The organism is Sulfurimonas sp., from assembly GCF_028694605.1.
Taxonomy (GTDB): Bacteria; Campylobacterota; Campylobacteria; order Campylobacterales; family Sulfurimonadaceae; genus Sulfurimonas.
Window position 1 is genome coordinate 1 of the sequence record NZ_JAQVKP010000014.1, and the last position, 23,875, is coordinate 23,875.

Genomic DNA, 23,875 nt, shown 5'->3' on the forward strand with positions numbered 1-23,875 from the left:
TTTAAGAAAATTGAGTTAATTAGAGCAAAACAACGCGAAAGCAAAATGAGAATGATTTTTTTAAAGTAAAAAATAGCTACAATGAAAAATTAGCTACTTGGTGGGGATTGAATTTGCAAGTGGCTCACCTAATTATCTATTTAAAAAAATTGTAGCATAATACGCAAAATTCAAGAAGAGGAGCTTATGATGGGTTGGACATGCCAACATGACCACAAAGGCTACTGCAAACTTTTAAAAAAATCATGCCTTCCGGGGATAAAAGGGTGCATACTGCAAAAGAGCGAATACATCTTTAGCACGGGAAGCTTTGAAGAGGACAAAAAAATCAAAGAATCCAAAGAGCCAAAAGAGGAGATAGACTTTGCGGCACTAGCCAGAAGCAATTAGTCCCAAAACTCCAACGGATTTGGATATTTAAAACTATATCCAAGCTCCTTGCTTAGCTTATGCGACATCACTCTGCGCTTTGTAAAACCCTCAAACTCGCCGACATCCACGCCAAACTTGCGAGAGTTTTTTTGATGGATTTCAAGGCGTGAGGGATGCAGGGGCGCTACAAGATTGTAAACCCCTTGCGTTATGCCACACTCCAACATCCGCTTGATTATCGCAACCACATCATCTCTGTGTATGTAATTTACATACCCGTCTTGAAACTTTGTCGCACTCTTCCAGCGTCCTGCAACCCTATCCTCACCCATCAAACCGCCAAGCCTTAAGACAAGCACCCTCTCTCTAGCCCTAAGCAACAACTCCTCAGCCTCTTTTATAAGTGAGGGTTGTGTTATAACCGCACTCTCATCTACATCGCCTTCAAACTCTTTATAGACAGAGGTAGAACTCATGAGTATGATATTTGCGTCAGGTTTTGTAAGTGCGGCTATTTTTTGAAGCGTTGCGAGGTAGTTGTCTTTTGTGTGCATGGCGATGATGAGCGTATCACTCCGCCAAAACGGAGCGTCATCTCCTGTTGTTTCTCTTGAAAAACACTCCACCTCAAACTCTTTTTGAAGCTCAAGGGCAAGTGGTTTTCCAAGCCAGCCGCACCCAAATATGCCCACTTTTTTCATAAAATCTATTGCTTTGGCTTATTTTCGTTGTAACTTTTTTTAATGACAACCATCTCATAAATAGTGACTTCTGGCATAGCCTCTTCTATAAGTTTGTCAGTTTCGGCAAATTTGCCCTTCATCTTCTCTATCTCTGCATAGCCTTTAGGTTTTATCTCACTTACAGCCAACCCAAAACTTGCCGCCCAAACAATGACAAGCATAATCCAAACGATTTTTTTTGCTCCCGTATATACACCCAAAAAATGAAATGCGACACTTAAAATCGCACCTATTAAAAGAATAGTTATTAAACTCATCGTGCTAAATTTTCTCCTCTTGGTTTCATCTCAACTCCCGTTCCCTCAAACATTTTATCTCCCAAGCTCTTCACCCCAAGTGTTCCCAGAAGCATTAAAAACGTCACTAGAAAAAGAAAAAATATCGCCATCCCATAGCGTCTCAGTTTCTCTCTCATTTAGTTTTGTTCTCTTCCTGATAGACTTCGCTTCCCTTCCAGTCAACGCATCTTGCGGTGTGAAAATCTCTCTCATAATCATCATGCTTAAAGAGGTGATCTTCAAGCCTCCACCCCATACTTTGAGAAAGAAGCACAGATTTTGAGATGGTTCTTCTCATCTTGTTTTCACAGATAATGGTCTCTCCGGCACTAAAAAGCTCTTCAACGCCATTCATTCTTTTTACGGTAATGGTATAGTGAAACACAACCATCAAAGAGACAACGCCGCCCACTGCAATCATCCCTTTTTTAAATGCACTCTTTGGCATAAAATCTCTTGTCGTAACAAAAGCCGTAATTCCCAAGATAAATAACCCTATAACGATATAAACTATCTCTAATTCAAAAAAAAGCTGCATCTTTTCCCTTTAGTTGCTATATTTCTCTTCCCAAGCCTCAAACTCGGGAGTGAAGTACTCTATGCGCACCTTTTTAAACTCTCGTGAGCTATAAAGCGGCATATGGCTTTTTGCATCGATCTCAGCTGCCATCTCTTCTATTATACTGTTTGTCTCTTCTTCGCTCTTTCCATGTACCATAGTAAAGAGGTTATAAGGCCAGTTTGGATATTTTGGGCGAAGGTAGCAGTGAGAAACCGCACTAAATGCGGCCGCCTTCTCGCCTATCATTTCTCCGTTTTGCTCATCCACATCCCAAACAACCATCGCATTTGCGCTAAATCCTGCTTTTCTGTGGTTAAGAATGGAAGCAAATCTTCTCATAACGCCCGCCTCTTGAAGCTCATCAAGTGCGCTAAAAAAGGTATCATAATCTATACCTATGGCATCAACTATCTTTTTAAAAGGCTCATGCACAAATTCGATATCGTTTTGCGCATAACGGATAATGGAGTGGTGCAGAGGAGTAAGTTCTATCTCTTTATGCTGCACACGCTTTACTTCCTCTTTCTTCTCATCTTTGCCGGTTGTGTTGAGTTTGACATTGATTTTAAAGAGTTTGAGTGTCGGCAGAATGATAAAGTCATCCGCCTGTGTTAGTTTGGCAAGCAGCTCGACTGTCTTTTGAAGACCAAACTTAGAGTTTGGGGCAACCGCAAGCGTAAACCAGATATTAAAATCATGGTTTCTCTCGTAGTTGTGCGAAATCCCAGGATGCGAGTTGATAATCTTTACAGCATCGCTGATTTTTTCCGGCGCTATTTTAAACGCAACCAAAGAGGAGATATAGCCTAATCTCTTTGTATCAAAAATTGCTGATGTTTGGCGGATAACATTGGCTCTCTTTTGCTCTTGTAAAATAGCAAGAACTTCATCTTCACTTACACCTAGTTCGTCGGCAATTACCTCAAACGGTCTTGCAACCAAAGGAAATTTCTTCTGAATACGCGATAATATCTCGTCTTTCATCTATAATTCTCGTCCAATTTTTTATTTTTTTGATTGTAGCTTCATTTCAATTAATCTTAGTTGATGTCCATCAACAAGGGATTTTAAAAAAGTATGGTATTATATCGGGTATAACAAAAGACAAAGATGAGGTATTTTGAGCTATTTCCCTGCTTTTTTACAACTTCAAAACAGAAAAATTCTTCTTGTCGGTGGCGGTTTGGTAGCCTCTTCAAAACTGCGCCATCTGTTAGATTTTACTACAAATATCTCTGTTATAGCTCCCGTTTTATCGGATGAAACAGAATATCTCGTAGAAGCAAACAATCTCTATTTAAAAAAAAGGGGATATAAGAAAGGGGATATTCAAGGTTTTGATATCGTCGTCGTGGCAGTTGATAACATTGGGCTTCAAGCAGAGATATTTAAAGAGTCAAGAGGGTATAATTGCCTTTGCAACTGTGTCGATGCTGCCGAGTATTGCGATTTTATCTTTGGCTCTATCATCAAAAAAGATGATTTAACCATTGCCATCTCCACTTCCGGTGCATCCCCTGCGGTGGCAAAGCAGCTAAAACAGTATCTTGAAAAACTCATTCCGCACGATATAGGAACTTTTTTAAAAGAGATGAAAAACCTTAGAGAAAGCCTGCCAAAGGGCAAAGAGAGAATGAAAATGCTTGAAGAGAAAGCAAAAAATTATATACAAAAATGGAGTAACTAGATGAATGTAAAAAAAGCCCTGATTTTCGCCTTTTTCACAGCCTTTTTGATTCTTGGAACGCTCTCAATGCAAAGAGCAATGCCTGAACCAAAAGAGGATCGTATATACATAGAAATCAAAGCCTACAGCCCTTATCTTGTAGAAAAGAGAATCGGCGGGCTAACTATCGTTGATAAACGCTATGATAAAAAAGAGAAGCCAAACGCAAGTGATTTGTACCACAGACTTGACGAACTGGAAAAACTATGGGGCAGAGAGTTTCTCAGGGTTGAAGGCAACGAGGTCTTGATTACAAACGAAAAAGGCGAACTTGTCGGAAAAGTTCTTATTGAGAACCAAAAAGAGAGAGAGTTTCTTAAAAACTTTTTTGGGATTTAATCTCCCGACCCCTCTGTCAGCTTAAACGATAAAAAAAACGCCGCCAAAAGCACTCCAAGCGAAAGCGAGTAGAGCAGCGTATAGTTTGCATAGTGCAAAACAATACCGCCGATGATGGAAAAAAACATCCCCAAAGAGACTATATTCATCTGAAGAGCTATATAGATGGGTCTTTTGTCTGCCGGAGCAAGTTTTAGTACAAGGTTGCTTGAAGCGATGCGGTTTCCGTCCATGGAAGCACCTACTAAAAAAAAGATGAGCATATAGACATAGAGCGAAGATGCCGCAAAAGCAAGCGAAACAGCAATTATTTGAACCAAAATTGCCACTTTTGCCACGGCGACATTGCGCCCGTTTCCGCTTAAATTTCCCCATAAAAAGTTACTAAGCATCGCTCCGACCATCTGTGTTGTGATGAGTGAGCCTATCGCAACGCCGTCAAGATTTATCTTTTGCTGCGCATCGAGTATGATAAAAGGAAGAGCGATAAGATAGCCGTACGCTAAGAGAAAAGTGGTTACCTGCGTCTGAAAATTTTTGTCTGCTTTGAGTATTGCAAGCGAGTTTTGCAAAAACTTTCTAAAGGAACTCTCCCTTTTTGAGACCTCCTCTTTCTCAGGCTCATCCACCAAAGCAAACGCTATGTACCCCAAAGCCATGATAAAAGAGCTGATTATAAAAAGGTAGCCGTAACTTTGAGGTGCGCTAAATGACTCCAAAATCCAAGCCGCAAGTGCGCCGCTGACAAGTCCGCCAACCGCACTAAAAAACTGTCTGTACGCCATTGTTTTGCCGCGAAACTTATGTGAAAATATCTTTGCCATAATCTCTCTAAAGTAAATAGCCGCAAATCCCGCACTAAATGAGAACAGAAACAGCCCAAGACCTATGGAAGCGAGAGTTAGGTTTGGATAGTTTTCGCCAAAGAGGAGAATCGCAACACCGATAAGAAACCATGAAAAAAATCGGATAAAAAATATTCTGCGAAGATATGGCATCATCCGTTTGTAGCTCTGTGCATGAAAAGCTGCAAAAAGCTGCACAACAACCGCTCCGCCTCTTAAAAGTGCCGCAAAAAAACCCACAAGCATAGAACTGCCGCCAAAATAGTTGACGATGAGAGGCAAGATGGTTGATGGCTCTGCGATAGTCGTTCCTATCGCCAAAAAGAAACCGTGCAGGATATTTTTTATATGGCTGGAGAATTTATCCATTTAGTTTTTCGTAAGCTTCTTCTATTGTTTTAGCTTTTTGCGATACAAAAAGATAAACGGCGGCATTTAGTCGTGCGAGTTTTAAAAATTCATCCGTAGGATTGTTCGTCTGCTCAAGCGACTCTTCCAAAGTTATCTTCTCCCAAGATTTTGTGTAGTTTATGCCGTAATATGCAGGGTCAATTATAAACTCCTCAACATCATCCCCATTGACAATCCACAAACGCCCCTTGCTAAAGAGTTCAGGCGTTCCCTCATTTCCTTGAATAAGCCCAAACTGCTTATATCTATGAGAAAAAACCTCAACATATTTTTTGACAAAAGGCTTGTGAAATACACCCGTAATAGCAAACTCGCTTGAAGCAACATGGGTGAGTTTCTCAATCGTATTGAGTCCGGTCCTAAGCCCAAGGCGCATACGAAGCGGAGTTAGGTCATGCATCTCTTTAAAAAAATCTGCTCTGTCAAAATAGTGGGCATTGCGGGAGAGTTCTATATGCGTTGCAACCTCTTTGAGCGTAATTCCCGCTTTTGCAGGTGTCAGGTCATCTCCCACCACCACAAGCTCCAAATCCGCATCCTTAAGCACTTTTGCTATAAGCGGGAACATAAAAGGGTTGTTTACTTTGCCGTCAAACGGGTATCCAAGCTCCAGCGAGTTTGCGATAGGCGTTTTTTTGATAAACCCGTCACACGCCTCCACAACACCTCTAAACTCATCCGCCGTCTCAGGCTTAAGCCTCCATCCAAGCAAAAATGCAGCTACCTGTTCAGGATAAACTTCCTGCTTTAAAACCTGCTCCATCATATCCTTTGCCTCTTGCAAAGTCAAATCACGATTGCCTTTTTCGCCCGTCCCTACCGCATGAATATACTTAAAAAAATCCATTATTTCTCTCTGTTTTTACAATTTTTTTTATTGGGCGGTATGATATAATCATTTGCTTAATATGAGATAATAAAGGGATTTTTGATGTCGAATGTAGTTTTCATCACAGGTACAAGTTCTAGCTAGGAACACAAAAGCATTTAAAGATATAATACGTCAATTTTTACATAGGGTTATATATGAAATATGCTTTCCTTCTTCTAGGTGCGCTTCTCTTTTTAAGCGGATGTGCCACGACTACTTACACAAAAAATATCTCACAAGGTGTTATTCAAGAGAGTGACGTTGTAATAGCTGCCGTTGATGGCAGTTTTAGGCTTCAAGGCGAGTTTAAAGCACCATTTCAAAGCAAAGCACACTACCATTCGCTTAATATCGGTGGCGAGAAGCTTATCAAAGGGTACCAACATGCACTTGGTTTTGGCGCAAAGCATGTGCGTATAAAAGTCCCTTCCGCTCAAAAAGAGCTTTATGGAGTACTAACACTAGATGATATAGATGAACGTGGGTTTGGCCCAGGTGTATCTTCGTATAAGATTATCATCCCTGAGCCTTACGTCAATGCTGCTAAGGATGGCAAAATTTCTGTTGTTTATGAGTATTACCATATAAAAGATGATGCGCTTTTTGACAATAGCAATATAAAAAAGTACTCATGGATACTTTGGCTTAGCGATAAGGATGTGTTCAAATGAAGATAATGCTTAGTCTAGTGTCAATCGCTGCTTTTTTGGGTGCTGCGGAACTTATACATATTTCCAATGAAACTGATAGCAAAACCGTTGATAATCTTCTTCTAAAATACAAAAAAGAGATAATTATAAGCGATTCAAGAGCCTATCTTGTTCCTAGCGAGTGTTTATTGGTGCGCCACTTTGGCGGATTAAGCCAAGGGAATCTTTCTATTGTGGGCAAAGAGCTGCATAATGGTTATCTAAGTATGACACAAGAGGTTTTCGAAGCCAAAGATGCTGCTGCCGTTAAAGAAGAGATAGAGAAGCGAAAGATAAGTGATACCATAGAGGCAAAAGGCGCAAAAGCATTTTTAGATGAGAGCGATGGGCATCTTTTTGGAGGGTTAAGCCAAGGCAAGGTTGACCTACAAGAACAAAAACAGCTTGTTGCAACTGCACCAAAGACAAACAAAGAAACAGAGCAAAAAGCTACGAATCCATCATGCAAACTTCTTGAAGATGGGTCCGGGTACATGATTTTTGGTACAAAAAATGCCAAAATTTACAGTAAAGACGGTTTTAAAATCTTGCATGAGAGGATTTTGTTTCACTAGAAGAGAGGCTATATACTCTCTTTTTATCTTCGTTTTCTTCTTTTTTCGCAAACAATTTTCTCTTACTTCTCTTTATAATACTCATTTTTATAAGAAATATTTATGTCAAAAGATTATTTTAAGTATTTTTAATGTTACGATTTTACACAATATGATAATTTTATCACACTTTGTTGAGTAGGCTTATTGATAGGGGTGCTATTTGAAAAAAGAGATTTAATTATATAAAAAAGTTATATTAATATAAAAATGTGATATTTTTATCTCATTCTATAATTAGAGTTATAAATTAAAATTATATAGTTCACTTTTTTCTTCTCTTTTTTTAAGTTTTAATTATATTTGTTTACTTTTTGTTTAAGATTGAGTTAAAAATTGCACACCTATAATGGTTTCATCTAAAACAAACTCATAGGAGAGAAAATGAAAAGAACAATCAAATTGGCAGTGGTAGCTGCATTGGCTCTGGGTGCAACATCTGCATTTGCAACAAACGGTTCAGCAATGATAGGCATGGGAGCAAAGACTCGCGGTATGGGTGGAGCAGGAATCGGTGTTGGTCACGGAGCGGAGTCTGCGTTATCAAACCCTGCTTTAATAACAACAATCAAATCTGATCATGAAATCTCTTTTGGCGGAACTTTGTTTATGCCAAATGTTGAAACTACTAATGGTATGAATATGGGTCCTGGAGGTGATTTTAGCACATCTATGGAAAGTGATGCGGATTTCTTTGTTATTCCTTCCGTGTCAGTTGCAAATAAAGTCAGTGATAACTTCTACTGGGGTGTTGGTATGTGGGGAACCGGTGGCTTAGGTGTTGACTATCGTGATGATAGTGTAGGTGGTATGATGGGAATGGTTACATCGTTACAAAATATGCAATTTGGTATCCCATTAGTATATACTGCAAATAAATTTTCAGTAGGTATAACTCCGATTGTTCAATATACAGCATTAGATATTAATTATAAAAATCCTATGGATTCGTTTAATAATGTTGGTGCAGGCGTTGCAGATGATGTAAGCGTTGGATATAACCTAGGATTGGCATACGAAACACAAGGTATTACTCTAGGGGCTGTTTATAAATCTGAAGTTGAGAGTAATATTAAAGATGTGCTGAGTAATGCAATTAACCCAATGATTGGTGGCTCAGGGTATGATAACAACAAAATATCTACTCCTGCAGAGATGGGTGTTGGTATAAGCTATAAAATGAAAGAACATACAATAGCACTTGATTATAAGATGATTTTATGGGAAGATGCTGAAACATATAAAGATTTTGGATGGGAAGATCAAAATGTTATTGCTGTAGGTTATGAGTATGCAACTGATAAGTGGGCTGTTCGTGCGGGTTATCAATATGCAAAATCTGCGGTGCAAGATAATACTGGTAAAAATTTGGCTTTAGATGCTATTTTACCAAACCTGACAAATACATTTAATATGTTAGGTTTTCCAGGAACCCAAGAATCACATATAACCCTTGGTGGAACATATGTATTTAATGAGACATTGTCGTTAGACTTGGCAGCAGTATTTGGTTTAGAAAATAAAGAGACTATGACAAATTTCTTGAGCCAAAATATTGAAACTAAACACTCAGAGCAAAGCTACAGCGTTCAACTAAACTACGCATTCTAAACCTCTATGCATAGTATCGCTTTTTTGTGGCGATACTACGCTTTTTTAATCTCAAATTACTTCGCAATTTGTTCTCTTTTAATGCGGGGTTTTAGTTTCAAAATTTAATGTGATAATAAAATCACATTATTTTAAAGTAGGCAAGTTATTTCAGAAAAATCACAGTTTTACGTGGTACAATTCTCAGATGGTCTTTGTGATAAAAATATCACAAAATTTAAATTAAAGGAAAAAAAGATGAAAAAAATGATTACTTCAGTTGTAATTGCTGTTTTGGCCGCATTTACGATGAGTGGTTGCGGTGCTATGAAGTTGGGTAAAGTGTATATGTTTGACTTTAACTCACAGACACAGGATGCTTATTTGGCAATGATGTCAAAGCTCTCTGAGACCGGCGATCCTGCGCAATCAATGATGTTAGAGTTTGAGGTAAAGAAAGGGTTAGACGAAGAAGAACTTTTTGACTCCATGAAAACTCTTGCATCAGAGTACAATATGCTTTTTGTCGGTGAGAAAAATATGTTTAGAAAACAAGACGGCAAACCGGATGAAGTGGTACATGCAAGAATCGCTGAGTTCTGTGCTTTGAATATTGCCAAAAAGATGTTTAACCACTCTCGTTACTATGGCGGATTTATGCCGTGTCGTGTTGTTTTGGTTGAGTATGGCGATGGAAGAAGATATCTTGTCACTATGGATATGACACTCGCACTTTACGGCGGAACAGACAAAAAACCAATAGATCCAAGCCTTTTTGAAGATATGCTTAACGTAAAAAAAGCGATGGAAGAGATTCCAAGACTTGCAGCAGCCGGAGAGTAAAATCTCACACCTTTGCGTGAGCTCTCCCCTAAAGAGAGGCGTTAGAGTATAACCGCCTCTCTTTTCCCCTCTTTAATCTCTCCTATAAGATAGCCGTCAGTTTTTGCTAAAACCGTTGCAACATCCTTTTCTCTTACTACAAGTATCATGCCGACACCCATGTTGAAAGCTCTGAACATCTCTTCTTTTTGGACATGCTGCGCAATAAGCTCAAAGATAGGAAGTACTTTTATGGCGTCTCCGGCTATCTCTGCTCTTAAGTTTTCAGGCAGAACACGAGGAAGATTTTCGACGATTCCGCCGCCCGTAATGTGTGCAAGTGCGACAATCTGTTCTTTGAGTTCTTTAAACATTTTTACATAGATGCGTGTAGGCGTTAAAAGTGTTTCTATAAGAGGTTTACCGTTAAACTCATCTTCAAACTTCATTCCCATTTTTTCAAAAAGAACTTTTCTTGCAAGTGAAAAACCGTTTGAGTGAAGTCCTGAACTCGGAAGTGCGATAAGCTTGTCTCCGGCTTTTACCATGGAAACTCTGTCCATTTCGCTTTTTTCGGCTATACCGACCGCAAAACCTGCAAGGTCGTAGTCATCATGCGCATACATCCCCGGCATCTCGGCAGTCTCTCCGCCTATGAGTGCACACTCTGCTTGGATACATCCCTCAGAGATGCCGGCGAGTACGTTTGTTGCAGCTTTTACGTCAAGTTTGCCTGTTGCGTAGTAGTCCAAAAAGAAAGAGGGGGTGCCAAAGTTACAAAGAAGATCGTTAACGCACATCGCTACTAGGTCGATGCCTACCGTGTTGTGGATACCAGAATCAATTGCAAGCTTGAGTTTTGTACCGACTCCGTCTGTTGCAGCAAGCATTACAGGCTCTCTAAAGCCTTTTGGAATCTCAAATGCCCCCGCAAAAGAGCCGATACCGCCAATCACTCCCGGAATTTTTGTTGCTTTGACTAAAGGTTTGATATTTTCTACGAAACTATTGCCGGCATCTATGTCAACACCTGCATCTTTGTAGCTTATTTGGCTCATGTAATGGCTCCCATTTTAAAGTATGAGATTATACCTTATGGGAGTTTAGAGTTAACTAATTGACAGAACACTTTTTGGTAATGATGCAGAGCGGGCAGAAATTTACAATCCCCGCGATAAGAGGGATAACGCCTAGATAAAACCAAGCATTGCCGGTAACAACACCCGTAACAATAAGTGCCAAACCGACGATGATGCGAATAACTCTACAATTTTTTCTAATTTTGTCATAATTCATTGAAAATCCATTCTATTAATATATAATTTAAAATAATTCAAATTATAATGCAATTATATCAAAAAAACACAAACGAGCTACTCTGCTTTTATGCATTAAACATATCAAAGTAGAGTGCATCTGCCCAGTCATAGATGGATTTGGCATTTACGATGCCGTCTTTTGCCCACTCTTCAGAGCTTATTGTATTTGCAAAACTAAATACGTTATTTTTATCGTACGCATACTCCGTATAGATATAGATAGCTTTTTCAGGTTCTATCGAGATAGCAGAAAAACAACTTGTTACAGGTGATTCCCATTTGATTTTTGGTGTTTTGTTAATTTTTTGTGCGATGAGCGATGCGACATACTTGCCTTCCGTGTTGGAAGTGTTTCCGGATTTTGAAAAACCCATTGGGCGTGAATCGCCCGTAATATAGACATTTTTTGCGCCTATGGCTTCATAGGTGAGTTCGTTGATGTTTGCTTCAAGCATATTTTTCGCATCTTTTGCAAGTCCCACACGCTCTATGATTTTTGCACCTCTTACTTGAGGGTAAAATGCCGCATCTTCAAAAGGATACTCCTCAAATTCAGTGGAAACAACTTTTTTGTCCAAATCGATTTTTGTGATAACTCCGTTTGGAACATACTCGATATAATCGGCATAAAGCTCTTTAAAGGCTGTTTGAAAACCCTGCTCTTTGATGGTAATGGCATTATTGGCATCTAGCAAAATAACTTTTGCTTTAAGTTTTTTCTGCTTAAAGTAGTCCGCTATGACACAGGCTCTCTCATAAGGAGCAGGAAGACATCTGTAGTTTCCGGCAGGAACGGTAAGTATAAAGTTACCGCCTTTGAAGTTTGTCACTTTGCTTTTTATGGTCATATGTTCAGATCCCGGGATAAATCCGGCAGGATACTCTTGTCTGAGGCGGTTTTCAAAAGTGATATCTTTTGTCCAGCGGGAGTAGTCATAGTCGATTCCCGGTGCAAAAACAAGATAGTCATAATGAATGTTTCCGTTGCTTGTTTTGAGTATCTGCTTCTCTTTATCCAAATCAACGGCTGTAGCATGAAAATAGGTATATTTGTTTTTTCTTGCCGCTTGGAGATAGTCGTGTGTCAAATACTCCAATTTTACCTTGTCAACCAGCCAGAGATTGCTTACCGGACATGAGATAAATTCATGTCTCTGCTCTACCAAAATCACATCTGCATTTGGAGCAAACGCTTTGGTATATTTTGCAACAGAGAGACCGGACCATCCACCGCCTACAACGACCACACGTGGATTTTTGGTATCGGGTAGCGGCGCTTTGTAGTCTGTTGATGCGTTGTTTTTTTGGCTTTTTGTATGTGTGCTTGCATCCAGCGCCGAAGATGCAACCGCTAAGCCTGAGAGTGCGAGAACATCTCTTCTTGATAGAGCCATTTAAAATCCCTTTACATTTGAAATTGTAATAATATTATCATTTTTAGACTTACCTATAGCTTATTTAAAAAAGGTGTTTTCTTAAATATGCTAAAATCCGAAAAACTACTTAGGAATTAGGAATTATAAAAAATGAGAGATTTTATTTATGCAGAGATGATGGTTCATGTACCGATGTGTACTTCCAAAGAGGCGAAAGATATTTTGATTGTGAGTGACGATGCCGCACGCCTAAAGACAGAAGTTGCCAGACATGCACAGGCAAATTTATCTGTTATCGGATGCTCAATGGATGCGATAAGCTCTTTGGAAGATGCCGCTTTTGATGTGGTTATCTCTGAGATGCCTCTTGATGCACTCCTGTGCGCACAAATAAATCGTGTTTTGAAAAAAGATGGTCAGCTTGCAACTCTGCATCCATCTTTGGATGATGTTGCGGCTAACAAAAGTTTGATGGCTAACCTTGGAAAATATTTTAAAATAATTATGCCTTACAACCTTGGCGATGCCAAAACGGCGCTTCTTGCTTCAAAAGAGTACCATCCGACAGCAGATATCAATCTTCAAAGAGCCGATATGCTCGATGGTTTGAGCTACTACAATTGCGATATCCATCCGGCAGCTTTTGCGATGGGGAACTACATACGCAAAGAGTACTTGGGAGTTATCAAAAACTGATGGCTTACGACTACGCCATAGCTCTGACAGGCGGAATCGCTACCGGAAAAAGTACCGTCGCCTCTTTGCTTACGCTCAACGGTATGCGGATAATCGATGCAGATACCATCTCACATGAGATACTTGATGCCTCATCTGTATGGGTGCGAGAAAATTTCGGTGAAGCGTTTGTCGATGGGACAAAAGTAAATCGTACAAAGCTAGGAACACTTATCTTCTCAGATAAAGAGGCAAAAAAAAAGTTAGAGGATTTTTTGCATCCTAAGATAAGAGCAGAGATAGAGCAAAGAAGTATAAAACAAGACAGTTTTAAATTTCCATATCTCATAGATATCCCGCTTTTTTTTGAAAACGGCGGATACGACATCAAAGAGAGCGTTGTTGTTTATGTGCCAAAAGAGCTTCAGCTTGAGAGATTTATGAAGCGAAACGGCTACTCTAAAGAGGAGTCGCTTAGACGCATAGAGTCTCAGATGGATATAGAAGAGAAGAGAAAAAGAGCAACGTGGGTGATATACAATTCAGGAGACTTGAAACATCTCCAGCGTGAGTGTGAAGCGTTTGTCTCAAAAATAAAAGCAAAATATCCGGAGAAAAAATGAGAGTAGTAAAATATAGCGCAAACGGAAACGATTTTGTCATTTTTCATACTTTTGTCAAAAAAGAGAGAAGTGAGCTTGCAAAATTACTTTGCCATAGACAAAATGGAGTTGGAGCGGATGGACTTATCGTCTTGCTGCCGCATAAAGAGTATGACTTTGAGTGGCAGTTTTACAACTCTGATGGCAGTGAAGCAAATATGTGCGGCAATGGCTCAAGGGCATGCGCGCATTATGCGTTTGATAACGAGTTGGCGTCAAGCGAGATGAAGTTTTTAACAGGTGCTGGTGTGATAGGGGCTTTTGTGGATGCAGACATGGTACAAAGCGAACTCACACCGCCAAAGATAATAAACCAAGAGATAGTCGAAAACGGCAAGTCATGGTGGCTGCTTGATACGGGTGTACCACATTTGGTGCATTTCACGGACAACATAGGCGAGTTTGATATCCAAGAGGCAAGAGCATTGCGTTACAAATATAATGCCAATGTCAATATCGCTTTTGTCGATGGAGAGAACTTAAGAGTAAGAACCTACGAGCGTGGCGTAGAAAACGAAACTTTGGCATGCGGCACAGGCATGGCGGCATGTTTTTATAGAGCTTACACGGAAAAAAAAGTAAAAAACAATATAGAAGTTTATCCGACAAGCGGCGAAACGCTCTATCTCGGAGTAAACGAGAGAACGATTACTTTTAAGGGAAGAGTAAAAAAAGTCTTTGTAGCTGAAGTTTAAAAAACAGCTTTGGGGTTTTAAAGCCCCGCCGCCTCAACTATTTTAGATTGGTGGTCTGCGATGAGCGGCTCTATAATCTCATCCATAAGCCCACCTTGCATAATTTCAGCCAGTCTGTAAAGTGTTAAACCTATGCGATGATCGCTTATGCGGTTTTGTGGATAGTTGTAAGTTCTAATCCTTCCGCTTCGATCACCCGTACCAACTTGTGCCGCACGGTTCGCACTGTCTTTTGCGATTGCTTCTTGCATCTCCAAATCATAAAGTCTTGCTTTGAGAACTTTCATCGCTTTTTCTTTGTTTTTGTGTTGTGACTTTTGATCTTGGTTTGTTACAACAAGACCGGTCGGAAGATGCGTGATACGTACTGCCGAGTCTGTCGTGTTGACGCTTTGACCGCCGCAACCGCTAGAGCGCATAACGTCAATTTTGAGATCATTCTCATTGATTTGAACTTCGACATCCTCAACTTCGGGCATAACTGCAACAGTAATTGCCGAGGTGTGGACGCGTCCTTGAGACTCTGTTGCAGGGACACGCTGAACACGATGAGTTCCGCCTTCATACTTCAATCTGCTATAAACCTGCTCACCTCTGATAAGCGCAATCATCTCTTTGTAGCCGCCGGCATCTGATGGAGAGCTGCTCATAATCTCAACTTTCCATCCTCTTAAATCTGCATAACGGACATAAGCTTCAAAAAGATTTCCTACAAAAATAGCTGCTTCATCTCCACCTGCTCCGGCACGAAGCTCCACGATAATGTTTCTGTCATCGTTTGGATCTTTTGGAAGAAGAAGAATTTTAATCTCATCTTCAAGAAGCGGAATTCTGGCTTCAAGCTCTTTGAGTTCTTCTTTTGCCATTTCTGCCATTTCTGGGTCTCCGAGCATCTCTTTTGTATCGCTGATTTGAGCAATTACGGATTTGTATTCTTGCGCTTTTTCAACGATGTTTTCTAGCGAGGATCTCTCTTTTGAGAGTGATGTCATTCTTTTGATATCGGATAGGAGGTCAGGTGAACTCAGCATTTCGCCAAGTTCATTATAACGATTGATAAACGGGGTAAGTTTATCGGCTAACATAAATAGTTAACCTTATAGTGCGTTTACAGCTCTGTGAAGACGACTGATTTTTCTTGCGGCAGTCTCTTTTTTCAAGATACCTTTGCTTACAAATTTTTGGATTTGTTTGTTTGCTACGCCCATTGCAGTTGCAGCTTCCTCTTTACTTCCCGCTTCAACAGCAGCACGAACATCTTTTACGATGTTTTTAAGACGAGTTCTGTAAAAACGATTGCGCTCTGCACGAACGATAGTTTGACGAATTCTCTTAACTGATGACTTGTGATTTGCCATACATGAGTCCTTCTCATAAAAATTTAGTGCGGAATGATAGCTTAAAAATAATTAAAATTAAGTTAAAGACAAGCTAGATTATAATGATTTGGAGATTATTTCATAGAATGTGTTAAAATACTGCACTTTAAACTTTGGAAAATAGTATGAAATTATTTGGAACAGATGGTGTAAGGGGAGAGGCTGGCACATTTTTGAGTGCACAGCTTGCGATGCGTGTGGCAATGGCTGCTGGAATCTACTTTAAAGCACACGCTAAGACAAATAAGATTTTAGTCGGCAAAGATACACGCAGAAGCGGCTATATGATAGAAAATGCTATAGTAGGCGGTCTTACCGCCATTGGCTATGATGTAGTGCAGATCGGTCCGATGCCTACGCCTGCTATCGCTTTTTTGACGGAAAATATGCGTTGTGATGCGGGGATTATGATTAGTGCATCACATAACTCTTATGAAGACAACGGTATCAAATTTTTTGATGCGAGCGGGGACAAACTCCCTCACAGTGTAGAAGAGGAGATAGAGAAAATCTACTATGACGATGAGATGATTTTAGAAGCTCAGACAAAAGGAAAAGATATCGGAAAAGCCAAAAGAATCGATGACGTTATCGGTCGCTACATCGTGCAGCTTAAAAACTCATTTCCTAGAGACCTCTCCCTTAAAGATATGCGCATTGTTCTTGATGCGGCAAACGGAGCAGGATATATCGTCGGACCAACGGTTTTGGAAGAGCTTGGTGCAGAGGTAATCGTCCTTCACAACAAACCTGATGGTTTTAATATCAATGACGGCTGCGGTGCGCTGCATACAAAAGATGTGTGTGATAGTGTCATAAAATATAGAGCGGATTTGGGTATCGCACTTGACGGTGATGCCGATAGGGTTGTGATAGTAGATGAAAAAGGAGTGGTCGTAGATGGTGACCAACTGCTTGGAGCTCTTGGGGCGTTTATGCATGCAAATAGTCTGCTCAAAGGCGGCGGCATTGTTTCAACGGTTATGAGCAACAAAGCACTTGATGATTTTATGGCAGAAAAAGGGTTAAAGCTTTGGCGTTCAGATGTCGGAGATAAAAACGTTTTGGAGCTTATGAAGCAAGAAAATATCAACTTTGGCGGTGAGCAGAGCGGACATGTCATCATAAGTGATTTTGCAAAAACGGGCGATGGTTTGGTAAGTGCTCTTCAGGTGCTTGCGCTTCTTATCAAAACAGGACAAAAAGCTTCTAAAGCACTTCGTCCTTTTGCGCTTTACCCGCAAAAACTTGTCAATATAAAAGTAAAAACAAAAAAACCTCTTGATGAGATTGAAGGGCTTGGTGCAAAGCTGGCAGAACTTGAGAAAAACGGGGTACATCATCTTGTGCGTTACTCCGGCACGGAAAACAAACTAAGAGTTTTGCTGGAGTGCAAAGATGCTAAAAAGATGAATGCCCACATGGATGAGATAATAGAATTTTTCCAAAAAGCTCTCAATGCATAACAAAACCATAAAACTCTTAACACTGCTTTTTTTGTCGCTTGCGGGTATTTTTATCATTGACCAAAATATCAAATCACTCTTTGTAGATGGTTTTCGTTACTACACGGAGTGTATAGATTTGATACTCGTTTACAACAAAGGGGTAGCATTTTCAATGTTTGCCTTTTTGGATGAGTGGCTTAAATATATACAGCTTGTTTTGGTTTTAGGTGTGCTTGGATACATTATCTATCTCAATGAAGTATGCTATGCGATTCCCGCAGGACTTATGCTTGGCGGAGCTTTTTCAAATATCTATGACAGGTTTGTTCATGGCGGTGTTGTCGATATGGTGTACTGGCATTGCGGGTTTGATTTTGCGGTGTTTAACTTTGCGGATGTGATGATAGATGTGGCTGTTGCTTGGATATTGCTGCTTAACTTCAAACCAAAGTTTTGCTCTAAGGATATAAACTGAGCACCTTGTAGTTCTCGAAAAACATAGTTTTTCTTAGCTTTAGGGGGTTGTAGGAACTTTAGTCCCTGCCACTAGAACGGACGAGTTCGTTTTAGTGTGTAACATCAGATAGATAAAAGCAGATTTAAGGTAATATTGCCAAAAACAACAACAAGAGGGAAATTGATGAAAATCAAAACAAATAAAATCAATAGTGCAAATGCTCAAATTGAAGCTGAAATTCCAAAAAGTATGATAGATGAGAATGTTGAAAAGATTGCTAAGAAGTTAACAAAAACTGCTTCTGTTCAAGGTTTCCGTAAAGGTAAAGTTCCTGCAAATGTAATCAAAAAACAGTATGGTGAGCGTTTGATTCAGGATGCTGAATCTGAGGCTTTGCGTGAAGTTTTAAACAGAGGTCTTGATGAGCTGAAAATCGCTATGAATGCGCTTATCGGTGAGCCAAATATTACAAAATTCAACAAAGACACCGACAAGATTGAAGTGAGCGTAACAATCGCTACAAGACCGGAGATTAACCTTGAAAACTATAAAGAGATGGTGCCGGAATTCCAAAAACCTGTTATCAGTGATGAAGATGTTGAAAAGAGACTTGAAAAAATTGCCGATGCACAAGGCAAATTTGTAGATCTTAAAGAGCAAAGAGCGGCACAAAACGGTGACAGTGCGATTATCGACTTTGAAGGTTCAATCGATGGCGAGCTTTTTGAAGGCGGCGCTGCAAAAGAGTTTGCTTTGGTCCTTGGTTCCGGTCAGTTTATCCCAGGATTTGAAGAACAAGTCGTTGGCATGAATATCGGTGAAGAAAAAGTTGTAAAAGTAAAATTCCCTGAGAGCTATGGTTCAGAGAAACTCGCAGGAAAAGATGCCGAGTTCAAAGTAAAACTTCACAATATCCAAGAAAAAGCAAAAGTAGAGATTGATGACGCTTTTGCTACAAAAATGCTTGCAGGTCAAGATGATAAAAGTTTAGAAAATTTAAAATCACAGGTAAAAAAGCAGCTTGAGTATGAGGCGCTTTCAAAACTCTATAATGACGAGTTAAAACCTACACTTTTAGAGACGTTTGTTGCTAAGATGCAGTTTGATCTTCCTGAATTTGTTGTTGAACAAGAGATTGATGTTGCGCTTAACAGAAAAGCAAGCATGATGAGCGAAGAGGAGATTCAAGAACTTCGTGAAAATGCCGATAAACTTCAAGAGCTTCGTGAAACATTCCGTGATGATGCACAAAGAAGTGTAAGAGCTACATTTATCATTGACGCACTTGCAACGGCTGAGAAGGTAAGAGTAGATGAGAATGAAGTGATGCAGACGATTTACTACGAAGCAATGCAGATGGGACAAGACCCGAGGGTTGCGTATGACAACTATAAAAATGCGGGATATCTCCCTGCAATCCAGATGTCAATGGTAGAAGACAAAGTTCTTACTCAGATTTTAAACTCAAAAATAGAGGCGTAAGCAGATGAGTTACATCCCTTATGTAGTTGAAAAAACAGCGCGCGGTGAGCGTTCTTACGATATCTATTCTCGTCTTTTAAAAGATAGAATCATTATGCTAAGCGGAGAGGTTAACGATGCAGTTGCCTCATCTATCGTAGCGCAGATGCTTTTTTTGGAAGCTGAGGATCCTGAAAAAGATATCTACTTCTACATAAACTCTCCCGGGGGAGTTGTAACTGCCGGAATGGCTATCTACGACACAATGAACTATATCCGTCCGGATGTTGTAACGATTTGTGTCGGTCAAGCGGCATCCATGGGGGCGTTTTTGCTCTCTAGCGGAACAAAAGGCAAGAGATATGCGCTTCCACATGCAAGGATAATGATTCATCAGCCTTTGGGTGGTGCACAAGGACAAGCAACTGATATAGCCATTCAAGCCAAAGAGATTTTGCGTATGAAAGAAGAGCTAAATGCCATTTTGGCAAAGAACACCGGACAAGATATCCAAACTGTAGAAAAAGATACGGATAGAGACAACTTTATGAGTGCTGCCGAATCAAAAGAGTATGGTATGATTGATGAAGTTCTTTTGAAAAAAGAGTAAAGCAAAGAGGAGCGTTCACATGTCGGGAGTTCTAAGAAGCAGAATGCGTCGTGATGCCGCAACTACAAAATCTAGCGACACTGCTGCCGAGAGGGTTGTGGTGAGCGATAGAGTGGTTGTAGAGCCTGAGGGTGAACTTGAAATGTATGCAAAAGAAGTGTTAAACCATCTAATTAAAGATGGTTTGCCTCCAACTCCAAATAACTTCTCTCTCTATTTCGATAGACTTTTAGATGAAAAAAGCCAGAATGCCCGCAAGCAGATTGCCTCTGTTTTAGAGCTTGAAGAGGATAATGACGCAGAAAACTCTATTATACTTGAGCAAAGCCTGAAACAGGGGTTTTATTCCATTAAAAATATTCTCAATGTAACTGCAAATCTTTACAAAAATATGAGCCTGATGGGCAAGATACTAGAAAAAAGAAAGCAAGAGCTTGAAGCAAATACCACCTCTCAAGAGGCGAAGAGCATTGCGGCTTCTTTAGGTTCTGACATCTCTAAGCTCAATGATATTCTTCAAAAGCAGAGCGGAAGTATCAAAACAATCTATGATGATACGGCGAAAATAATTAGAAGTGTTGAAAATGAGACTATTTTTGATAACCAGTTTGGTGTTTACAATAAGCGTTATTTGATGACAAAAGTGGGGCAAGAGATAGAGCTGATACGCAAGTTTAAGCATAAAAGTTCACTTATCATGATTGAGCTTGCCCGTGACCTTAAGTCAAGCGTTTCCAACGAGAAGGCTATTATGCTTATGACAAAAACAGTTGCAAGGCTTCTTTTAAAAACCTCCAGAAGAAGTGATATCGTAGCACACTATGGAAATGGTGTTTTTATGATGCTTTTGAAACATACAAATATAGAGAGCGCCAAAAAAGCAAGTGAGAGACTTTGCGAGCTTGTCTCAAACAGCACTTTTTTCTTGGCAGACCGTGAGATTGTGCTTAAAATTTCTATCGGTATTACTGATATTACTGAAAATCACTCAGTTGAGGAGATAGTAGTAAGCACTATGGACGGGATGGAAAAAGCGTACGAAAACCCTAACCTAGACTATGCAGTAATGCTTAGAAACCATTAAACCATTTAAAACAAAGATGAAATTGACAATAGTAGAATACCCAGATAAAAGATTAAAAGAGAAATCAAGAGTTGTTGAGAAATTTGACACTGAGCTTCATAAGCTTCTTGATGCGATGTATGAGTCTATGATAAGCTCCAACGGCATAGGTTTGGCTGCTATTCAAGTCGGACATGCAAAACAGATTTTATTGCTTAACATTCCCGATGAAAATGATGCGCAGTCAAGAGATGCTCTTATTGAAATGATTAATCCTGTTATCATAGAGAGTTTGGGAGAGACAACCTACCAAGAGGGGTGCTTGAGTGTTCCTAGCTTTTATGAGGATGTAAACCGATTTGAGAGGGTGAGTGTCAACTATCAAGATAGGGACGGCAACACAAAAAGTATTGATGCTGACGGACTTCTCAGTATTGCTATCCAGCATGAGATAGATCATCTCAACGGCATACTTTTTATAGACAAACTTTCCTACTCCCGCAGAAAAAAGTTTGAAAAAGAGTATAAAAAAATGCAAAAAGAGAAAAAAAGCTCTAAAACTTCCGCTAAAGAGTAGTTTTATATGACATTTTGTCATATAGTTTCACATTTAAAAATTTTCATAGTAAAATTGTGTCAACTTAATCAAGGTTGCCGTTATGAAAAGAGTTTTATGTGCTACTTATGAGGGGATTGAAGCAAAAGTTGTACAGGTTGAATCAACACTGACAAAAGGTCTCCCCTCTTTTAGCGTAGTCGGAATGGCAAGTGCATCTATAAATGAAGCAAAAGAGCGTGTCAAATCTGCACTGCTAAGTAACGAATTTATCTTTCCCCCAAAACGCATTACTATAAACCTTGCTCCAAGTGACCTCAAAAAAGAGGGTAGCCAGTTTGACTTAAGCATCGCACTTCTCATCGCACTCGATACTTTAAAAGATGATTTAAGCGAGTGGTTTGTCTTTGGCGAGCTGGGGCTTGACGGTGCTATAAAAGAAAATCTCCACCTTTACGCACTCATGCTTTCACTCTCAAATCAAAAAATAATCAAAAAAGCGGTTGTGCCTTATGAAAGTTTGGAAAAGCTCTCAAATATCCCAAATGTTGATTTTTATGGAGTAAAGACGCTTGATGAAGCCATAGAACTTCTCAAAAACAGCTCAAATGCCCAGCCAAATGCCGTCTATAAAAGAATCGATTATCCAAATATAAGTGTGGATAACGCAGAGTACTATTTTGTACAAAATTATCCTGAAGATTTTTTAGATGTCAAAGGGCAGGAGGTGGCAAAGCGTGCCGCTCTCATAAGTGCGGCAGGGTTTCACAATCTGCTTTTAGAAGGAAGCCCAGGGTGCGGTAAGAGCATGATTGCGCAGAGGTTGCGCTACATCTTGCCGCCGCTTAGCAGTGACGAAATTTTAGAAATTGCAAAACTCGACGTGCTTGAGGCAGTAGAGCCGCAGTTTGTACCGCTAAGAAGCTTTCGTGCGCCCCATCACTCCTCGACGACTGCCAGTATCTTTGGTGGGGGATGTCACTTCCAATAAAAAACGCTAAAAATTAATAAAATACGCTACAAAAAGTATAATAATTCACTTTCCTGCTGTAAATGCAGTTGTGCTATAAGGCAATGTTGTAAAATTGATTGAATGGCTTTGAATATTCGTATAATTGTATAGAGACTTGTTTATACTTTCCTTGGTTTATAATGTTATAAGCTAATCGGAAGGCGCCAGCTCGTTCATCCTATAGCGATGTGTTAGGGATGCTTCACTCTTTTTGCCACAATGGAGGTGATTATTGGAACGGTCCGCCCTCCGGCGAAATTTGGATTATGTGCTTGTCCATATTGGAATTCGCTACCCTCTCTAGGCCAATTTATATTCTTTACTTCAATAACATCAAATCCAACTCTTTTGAATACATGTGTATCATAATCATTTTTTGTATGTTCAAATATTTCAGCCTCGGAAAAACCGGCAGCCAGATTACCCCGACTCACTAAGTGAATGTATTCCACCGACGCCAAGCAAACGATAGGAGAAACTATTATGTCTTCAATTTTTTCACGATACAGCTTTGACTTTGTCATTTCATCCGGTTCTTCCTTGGTGCGTTTGAATATATCTATACCGCAACCACCAATAAACCAACCGACAATAACTTGCGGATTAAACTTAGCAATGACCAACTTGTCTGCCTCTGTTAGCTCAAAGAAATCACATTGATAAATCGCTACATTTTTGTTGGCACGATCTCTAGCTTTTTCGATGAGTTGAGAATTGTTGTCTAAAGACAAGACTTCCCGGTCAATGGATAAATAGTGAGTACCATTCCCGACACCGCATCCAAACTCAAGAGCCTTTCCAGCAGGTGTCATTTTCGATAGCTGGCTATAAACTTGGTGGGATTCGAGAAATTCTGATTCTTTGTTCCAAAGATCTGAATATTGCTCTGGATTACTTAATTCTCGATTCATTTTACTTCCTTTCTATGAGTGAGTAGCACGCTAATGTTTGAAATATTTCCTCTGATTTTTTATACAGCTATGTTGTTTATGTTAGATTCTAGTTCCTTTAAATACATGGAATCTAACATTTCTTTTGTGCACTCGATTACAACATATTTCCCTTCAATATTAAACGGTATTGTTTGATTATGCTTGCGCCTTTCTCTTTCCTCATTAAATAATTTAATCCATCTTTCGTCTGGATATTTATTTAATTCAATATGAAAAATTCTACTTTTGTACCTTTGTTTGATTTATATGATTTACTTTCATCTAAACCTACTATATGAATCATTTGTGGCATGTAATTTCCTTTGTATAATGTTTTAAGTTCTTCAATCTAAAACCAGCTCGCAGGT

30 protein-coding genes are annotated in these 23,875 nt (G+C 39.6%); 17 read left to right on the plus strand and 13 right to left on the minus strand.

All coding sequences use genetic code 11. The features are described from left to right. Positions 1-189 precede the first annotated feature (189 nt). Complete coding sequence (locus tag PHY84_RS09100) at positions 190-390, plus strand: hypothetical protein (RefSeq protein ID WP_299859076.1); 201 nt, start codon at positions 190-192, stop codon at positions 388-390. Here PHY84_RS09100 and PHY84_RS09105 read toward each other — a convergent pair. From PHY84_RS09105 to PHY84_RS09125, 5 genes are read right to left on the minus strand one after another with little or no spacing between them, the layout of a single operon-like run. Next, on the minus strand, positions 387-1,073 hold the full coding sequence (locus PHY84_RS09105; RefSeq protein ID WP_299859078.1) for a hypothetical protein: 687 nt from the start codon (positions 1,071-1,073) through the stop codon (positions 387-389). The two genes, PHY84_RS09100 and PHY84_RS09105, sit on opposite strands and share 4 nt — an antisense overlap. A gap of 5 nt (positions 1,074-1,078) precedes the next feature. After that, on the minus strand, positions 1,079-1,372 hold the full coding sequence (locus PHY84_RS09110) for a hypothetical protein (RefSeq protein WP_299859080.1): 294 nt from the start codon (positions 1,370-1,372) through the stop codon (positions 1,079-1,081). Further along, positions 1,369-1,530, minus strand: a complete 162-nt coding sequence (locus PHY84_RS09115; RefSeq protein WP_299859082.1) for a hypothetical protein — start codon at positions 1,528-1,530, stop codon at positions 1,369-1,371. Before PHY84_RS09115 ends, PHY84_RS09110 begins: the two co-directional genes overlap by 4 nt. Then, a complete protein-coding gene (locus PHY84_RS09120) occupies positions 1,527-1,931 on the minus strand; it encodes a hypothetical protein (RefSeq protein WP_299859084.1) in 405 nt (134 codons plus the stop codon). Before PHY84_RS09120 ends, PHY84_RS09115 begins: the two co-directional genes overlap by 4 nt. 9 nt (positions 1,932-1,940) lie before the next feature. Further along, positions 1,941-2,939 (minus strand): Lrp/AsnC family transcriptional regulator, encoded by a 999-nt coding sequence (locus PHY84_RS09125; RefSeq protein ID WP_299859086.1) that lies wholly within the window; start codon positions 2,937-2,939, stop codon positions 1,941-1,943. A 136-nt stretch (positions 2,940-3,075) separates the two neighbouring features. On the opposite strand from PHY84_RS09125, the gene PHY84_RS09130 reads away from it, so the two are divergent. Together PHY84_RS09130 and PHY84_RS09135 are read left to right on the plus strand one after the other, a co-directional pair. Continuing rightward, positions 3,076-3,642 (plus strand): bifunctional precorrin-2 dehydrogenase/sirohydrochlorin ferrochelatase, encoded by a 567-nt coding sequence (locus tag PHY84_RS09130; protein ID WP_299859088.1) that lies wholly within the window; start codon positions 3,076-3,078, stop codon positions 3,640-3,642. Continuing rightward, the gene (locus tag PHY84_RS09135) at positions 3,643-4,020 is read left to right on the plus strand and encodes a hypothetical protein (RefSeq protein WP_299859090.1); all 378 of its coding nucleotides are present in this window, start codon (positions 3,643-3,645) and stop codon (positions 4,018-4,020) included. Here PHY84_RS09135 and PHY84_RS09140 read toward each other — a convergent pair. Then, positions 4,017-5,234, minus strand: a complete 1,218-nt coding sequence (locus tag PHY84_RS09140; RefSeq protein ID WP_299859092.1) for an MFS transporter — start codon at positions 5,232-5,234, stop codon at positions 4,017-4,019. The genes PHY84_RS09135 and PHY84_RS09140 overlap by 4 nt on opposite strands. Beyond that, complete coding sequence (locus PHY84_RS09145) at positions 5,227-6,123, minus strand: glycosyl transferase (protein WP_299859095.1); 897 nt, start codon at positions 6,121-6,123, stop codon at positions 5,227-5,229. The genes PHY84_RS09140 and PHY84_RS09145 overlap by 8 nt, the downstream gene beginning before the upstream one ends. 179 nt (positions 6,124-6,302) lie before the next feature. Between PHY84_RS09145 and PHY84_RS09150 the strand changes: the two genes are divergently transcribed. From PHY84_RS09150 to PHY84_RS09165, 4 genes are all read left to right on the plus strand, one after another. Then, positions 6,303-6,818 carry a hypothetical protein gene (locus tag PHY84_RS09150; RefSeq protein WP_299859096.1) on the plus strand — a complete coding sequence of 172 codons (516 nt, stop codon included), beginning with the start codon at positions 6,303-6,305 and terminating at the stop codon, positions 6,816-6,818. Next, positions 6,815-7,411 carry a hypothetical protein gene (locus PHY84_RS09155; protein WP_299859097.1) on the plus strand — a complete coding sequence of 199 codons (597 nt, stop codon included), beginning with the start codon at positions 6,815-6,817 and terminating at the stop codon, positions 7,409-7,411. The genes PHY84_RS09150 and PHY84_RS09155 overlap by 4 nt, the downstream gene beginning before the upstream one ends. 423 nt (positions 7,412-7,834) lie before the next feature. After that, entirely contained in the window at positions 7,835-9,061 is a 1,227-nt protein-coding gene (locus PHY84_RS09160) for an outer membrane protein transport protein (RefSeq protein ID WP_299859099.1), read from the plus strand. A gap of 237 nt (positions 9,062-9,298) precedes the next feature. Then, positions 9,299-9,883, plus strand: a complete 585-nt coding sequence (locus PHY84_RS09165) for a DUF302 domain-containing protein (RefSeq protein WP_299859101.1) — start codon at positions 9,299-9,301, stop codon at positions 9,881-9,883. Between the two features lie 41 nt (positions 9,884-9,924). On the opposite strand, the gene purM is transcribed toward PHY84_RS09165, so the two are convergent. From purM to PHY84_RS09180, 3 genes are all read right to left on the minus strand, one after another. Then, positions 9,925-10,920, minus strand: a complete 996-nt coding sequence (gene purM, locus PHY84_RS09170) for a phosphoribosylformylglycinamidine cyclo-ligase (protein WP_299859103.1) — start codon at positions 10,918-10,920, stop codon at positions 9,925-9,927. A gap of 55 nt (positions 10,921-10,975) precedes the next feature. Continuing rightward, a complete protein-coding gene (locus PHY84_RS09175) occupies positions 10,976-11,158 on the minus strand; it encodes a DUF2892 domain-containing protein (RefSeq protein ID WP_299859105.1) in 183 nt (60 codons plus the stop codon). An 88-nt stretch (positions 11,159-11,246) separates the two neighbouring features. Further along, positions 11,247-12,575 (minus strand): FAD/NAD(P)-binding oxidoreductase, encoded by a 1,329-nt coding sequence (locus PHY84_RS09180; RefSeq protein WP_299859107.1) that lies wholly within the window; start codon positions 12,573-12,575, stop codon positions 11,247-11,249. A 132-nt stretch (positions 12,576-12,707) separates the two neighbouring features. Here PHY84_RS09180 and PHY84_RS09185 point away from each other — a divergent pair, with 132 nt between their 5' ends. From PHY84_RS09185 to dapF, 3 genes are read left to right on the plus strand one after another with little or no spacing between them, the layout of a single operon-like run. After that, positions 12,708-13,253, plus strand: coding sequence for a spermidine synthase (locus PHY84_RS09185; protein ID WP_299859109.1), 546 nt, complete (start codon positions 12,708-12,710; stop codon positions 13,251-13,253). Continuing rightward, a complete protein-coding gene (gene coaE, locus PHY84_RS09190; RefSeq protein WP_299859111.1) occupies positions 13,253-13,855 on the plus strand; it encodes a dephospho-CoA kinase in 603 nt (200 codons plus the stop codon). The genes PHY84_RS09185 and coaE overlap by 1 nt, the downstream gene beginning before the upstream one ends. Next, positions 13,852-14,589, plus strand: coding sequence for a diaminopimelate epimerase (dapF, locus tag PHY84_RS09195; protein ID WP_299859113.1), 738 nt, complete (start codon positions 13,852-13,854; stop codon positions 14,587-14,589). The genes coaE and dapF overlap by 4 nt, the downstream gene beginning before the upstream one ends. A 17-nt stretch (positions 14,590-14,606) precedes the next feature. Here dapF and prfA read toward each other — a convergent pair whose 3' ends face one another. Beyond that, positions 14,607-15,674, minus strand: coding sequence for a peptide chain release factor 1 (gene prfA / locus PHY84_RS09200; RefSeq protein ID WP_299859116.1), 1,068 nt, complete (start codon positions 15,672-15,674; stop codon positions 14,607-14,609). Positions 15,675-15,686: 12 nt separating this feature from the next. Next, on the minus strand, positions 15,687-15,947 hold the full coding sequence (gene rpsT / locus PHY84_RS09205; RefSeq protein WP_299859117.1) for a 30S ribosomal protein S20: 261 nt from the start codon (positions 15,945-15,947) through the stop codon (positions 15,687-15,689). A 146-nt stretch (positions 15,948-16,093) separates the two neighbouring features. Between rpsT and glmM the strand changes: the two genes are divergently transcribed. The 7 genes from glmM to PHY84_RS09240 all read left to right on the plus strand — a co-directional run bounded on the left by glmM (position 16,094) and on the right by PHY84_RS09240 (position 22,554). After that, entirely contained in the window at positions 16,094-17,434 is a 1,341-nt protein-coding gene (gene glmM / locus PHY84_RS09210; RefSeq protein ID WP_299859119.1) for a phosphoglucosamine mutase, read from the plus strand. Further along, complete coding sequence (gene lspA, locus PHY84_RS09215; RefSeq protein WP_299859121.1) at positions 17,427-17,891, plus strand: signal peptidase II; 465 nt, start codon at positions 17,427-17,429, stop codon at positions 17,889-17,891. The genes glmM and lspA overlap by 8 nt, the downstream gene beginning before the upstream one ends. 165 nt (positions 17,892-18,056) lie before the next feature. Next, on the plus strand, positions 18,057-19,355 hold the full coding sequence (gene tig / locus PHY84_RS09220; RefSeq protein WP_299859122.1) for a trigger factor: 1,299 nt from the start codon (positions 18,057-18,059) through the stop codon (positions 19,353-19,355). Positions 19,356-19,359: 4 nt separating this feature from the next. After that, positions 19,360-19,944, plus strand: a complete 585-nt coding sequence (gene clpP / locus PHY84_RS09225) for an ATP-dependent Clp endopeptidase proteolytic subunit ClpP (RefSeq protein ID WP_299859123.1) — start codon at positions 19,360-19,362, stop codon at positions 19,942-19,944. A gap of 19 nt (positions 19,945-19,963) precedes the next feature. Further along, positions 19,964-21,028 (plus strand): GGDEF domain-containing protein, encoded by a 1,065-nt coding sequence (locus tag PHY84_RS09230; protein ID WP_299859125.1) that lies wholly within the window; start codon positions 19,964-19,966, stop codon positions 21,026-21,028. Positions 21,029-21,044: 16 nt separating this feature from the next. Continuing rightward, positions 21,045-21,584: a peptide deformylase gene (def, locus tag PHY84_RS09235; RefSeq protein WP_299859127.1), complete on the plus strand. Its 540-nt coding sequence runs from the start codon at positions 21,045-21,047 to the stop codon at positions 21,582-21,584. A gap of 82 nt (positions 21,585-21,666) precedes the next feature. Next, on the plus strand, positions 21,667-22,554 hold the full coding sequence (locus tag PHY84_RS09240; RefSeq protein ID WP_299859129.1) for a magnesium chelatase domain-containing protein: 888 nt from the start codon (positions 21,667-21,669) through the stop codon (positions 22,552-22,554). Between the two features lie 212 nt (positions 22,555-22,766). Here the strand turns inward: PHY84_RS09240 and PHY84_RS09245 are convergent, their stop codons facing one another. After that, positions 22,767-23,486, minus strand: a complete 720-nt coding sequence (locus PHY84_RS09245) for a class I SAM-dependent methyltransferase (RefSeq protein ID WP_299859131.1) — start codon at positions 23,484-23,486, stop codon at positions 22,767-22,769. Positions 23,487-23,875: the final 389 nt, after the last annotated feature.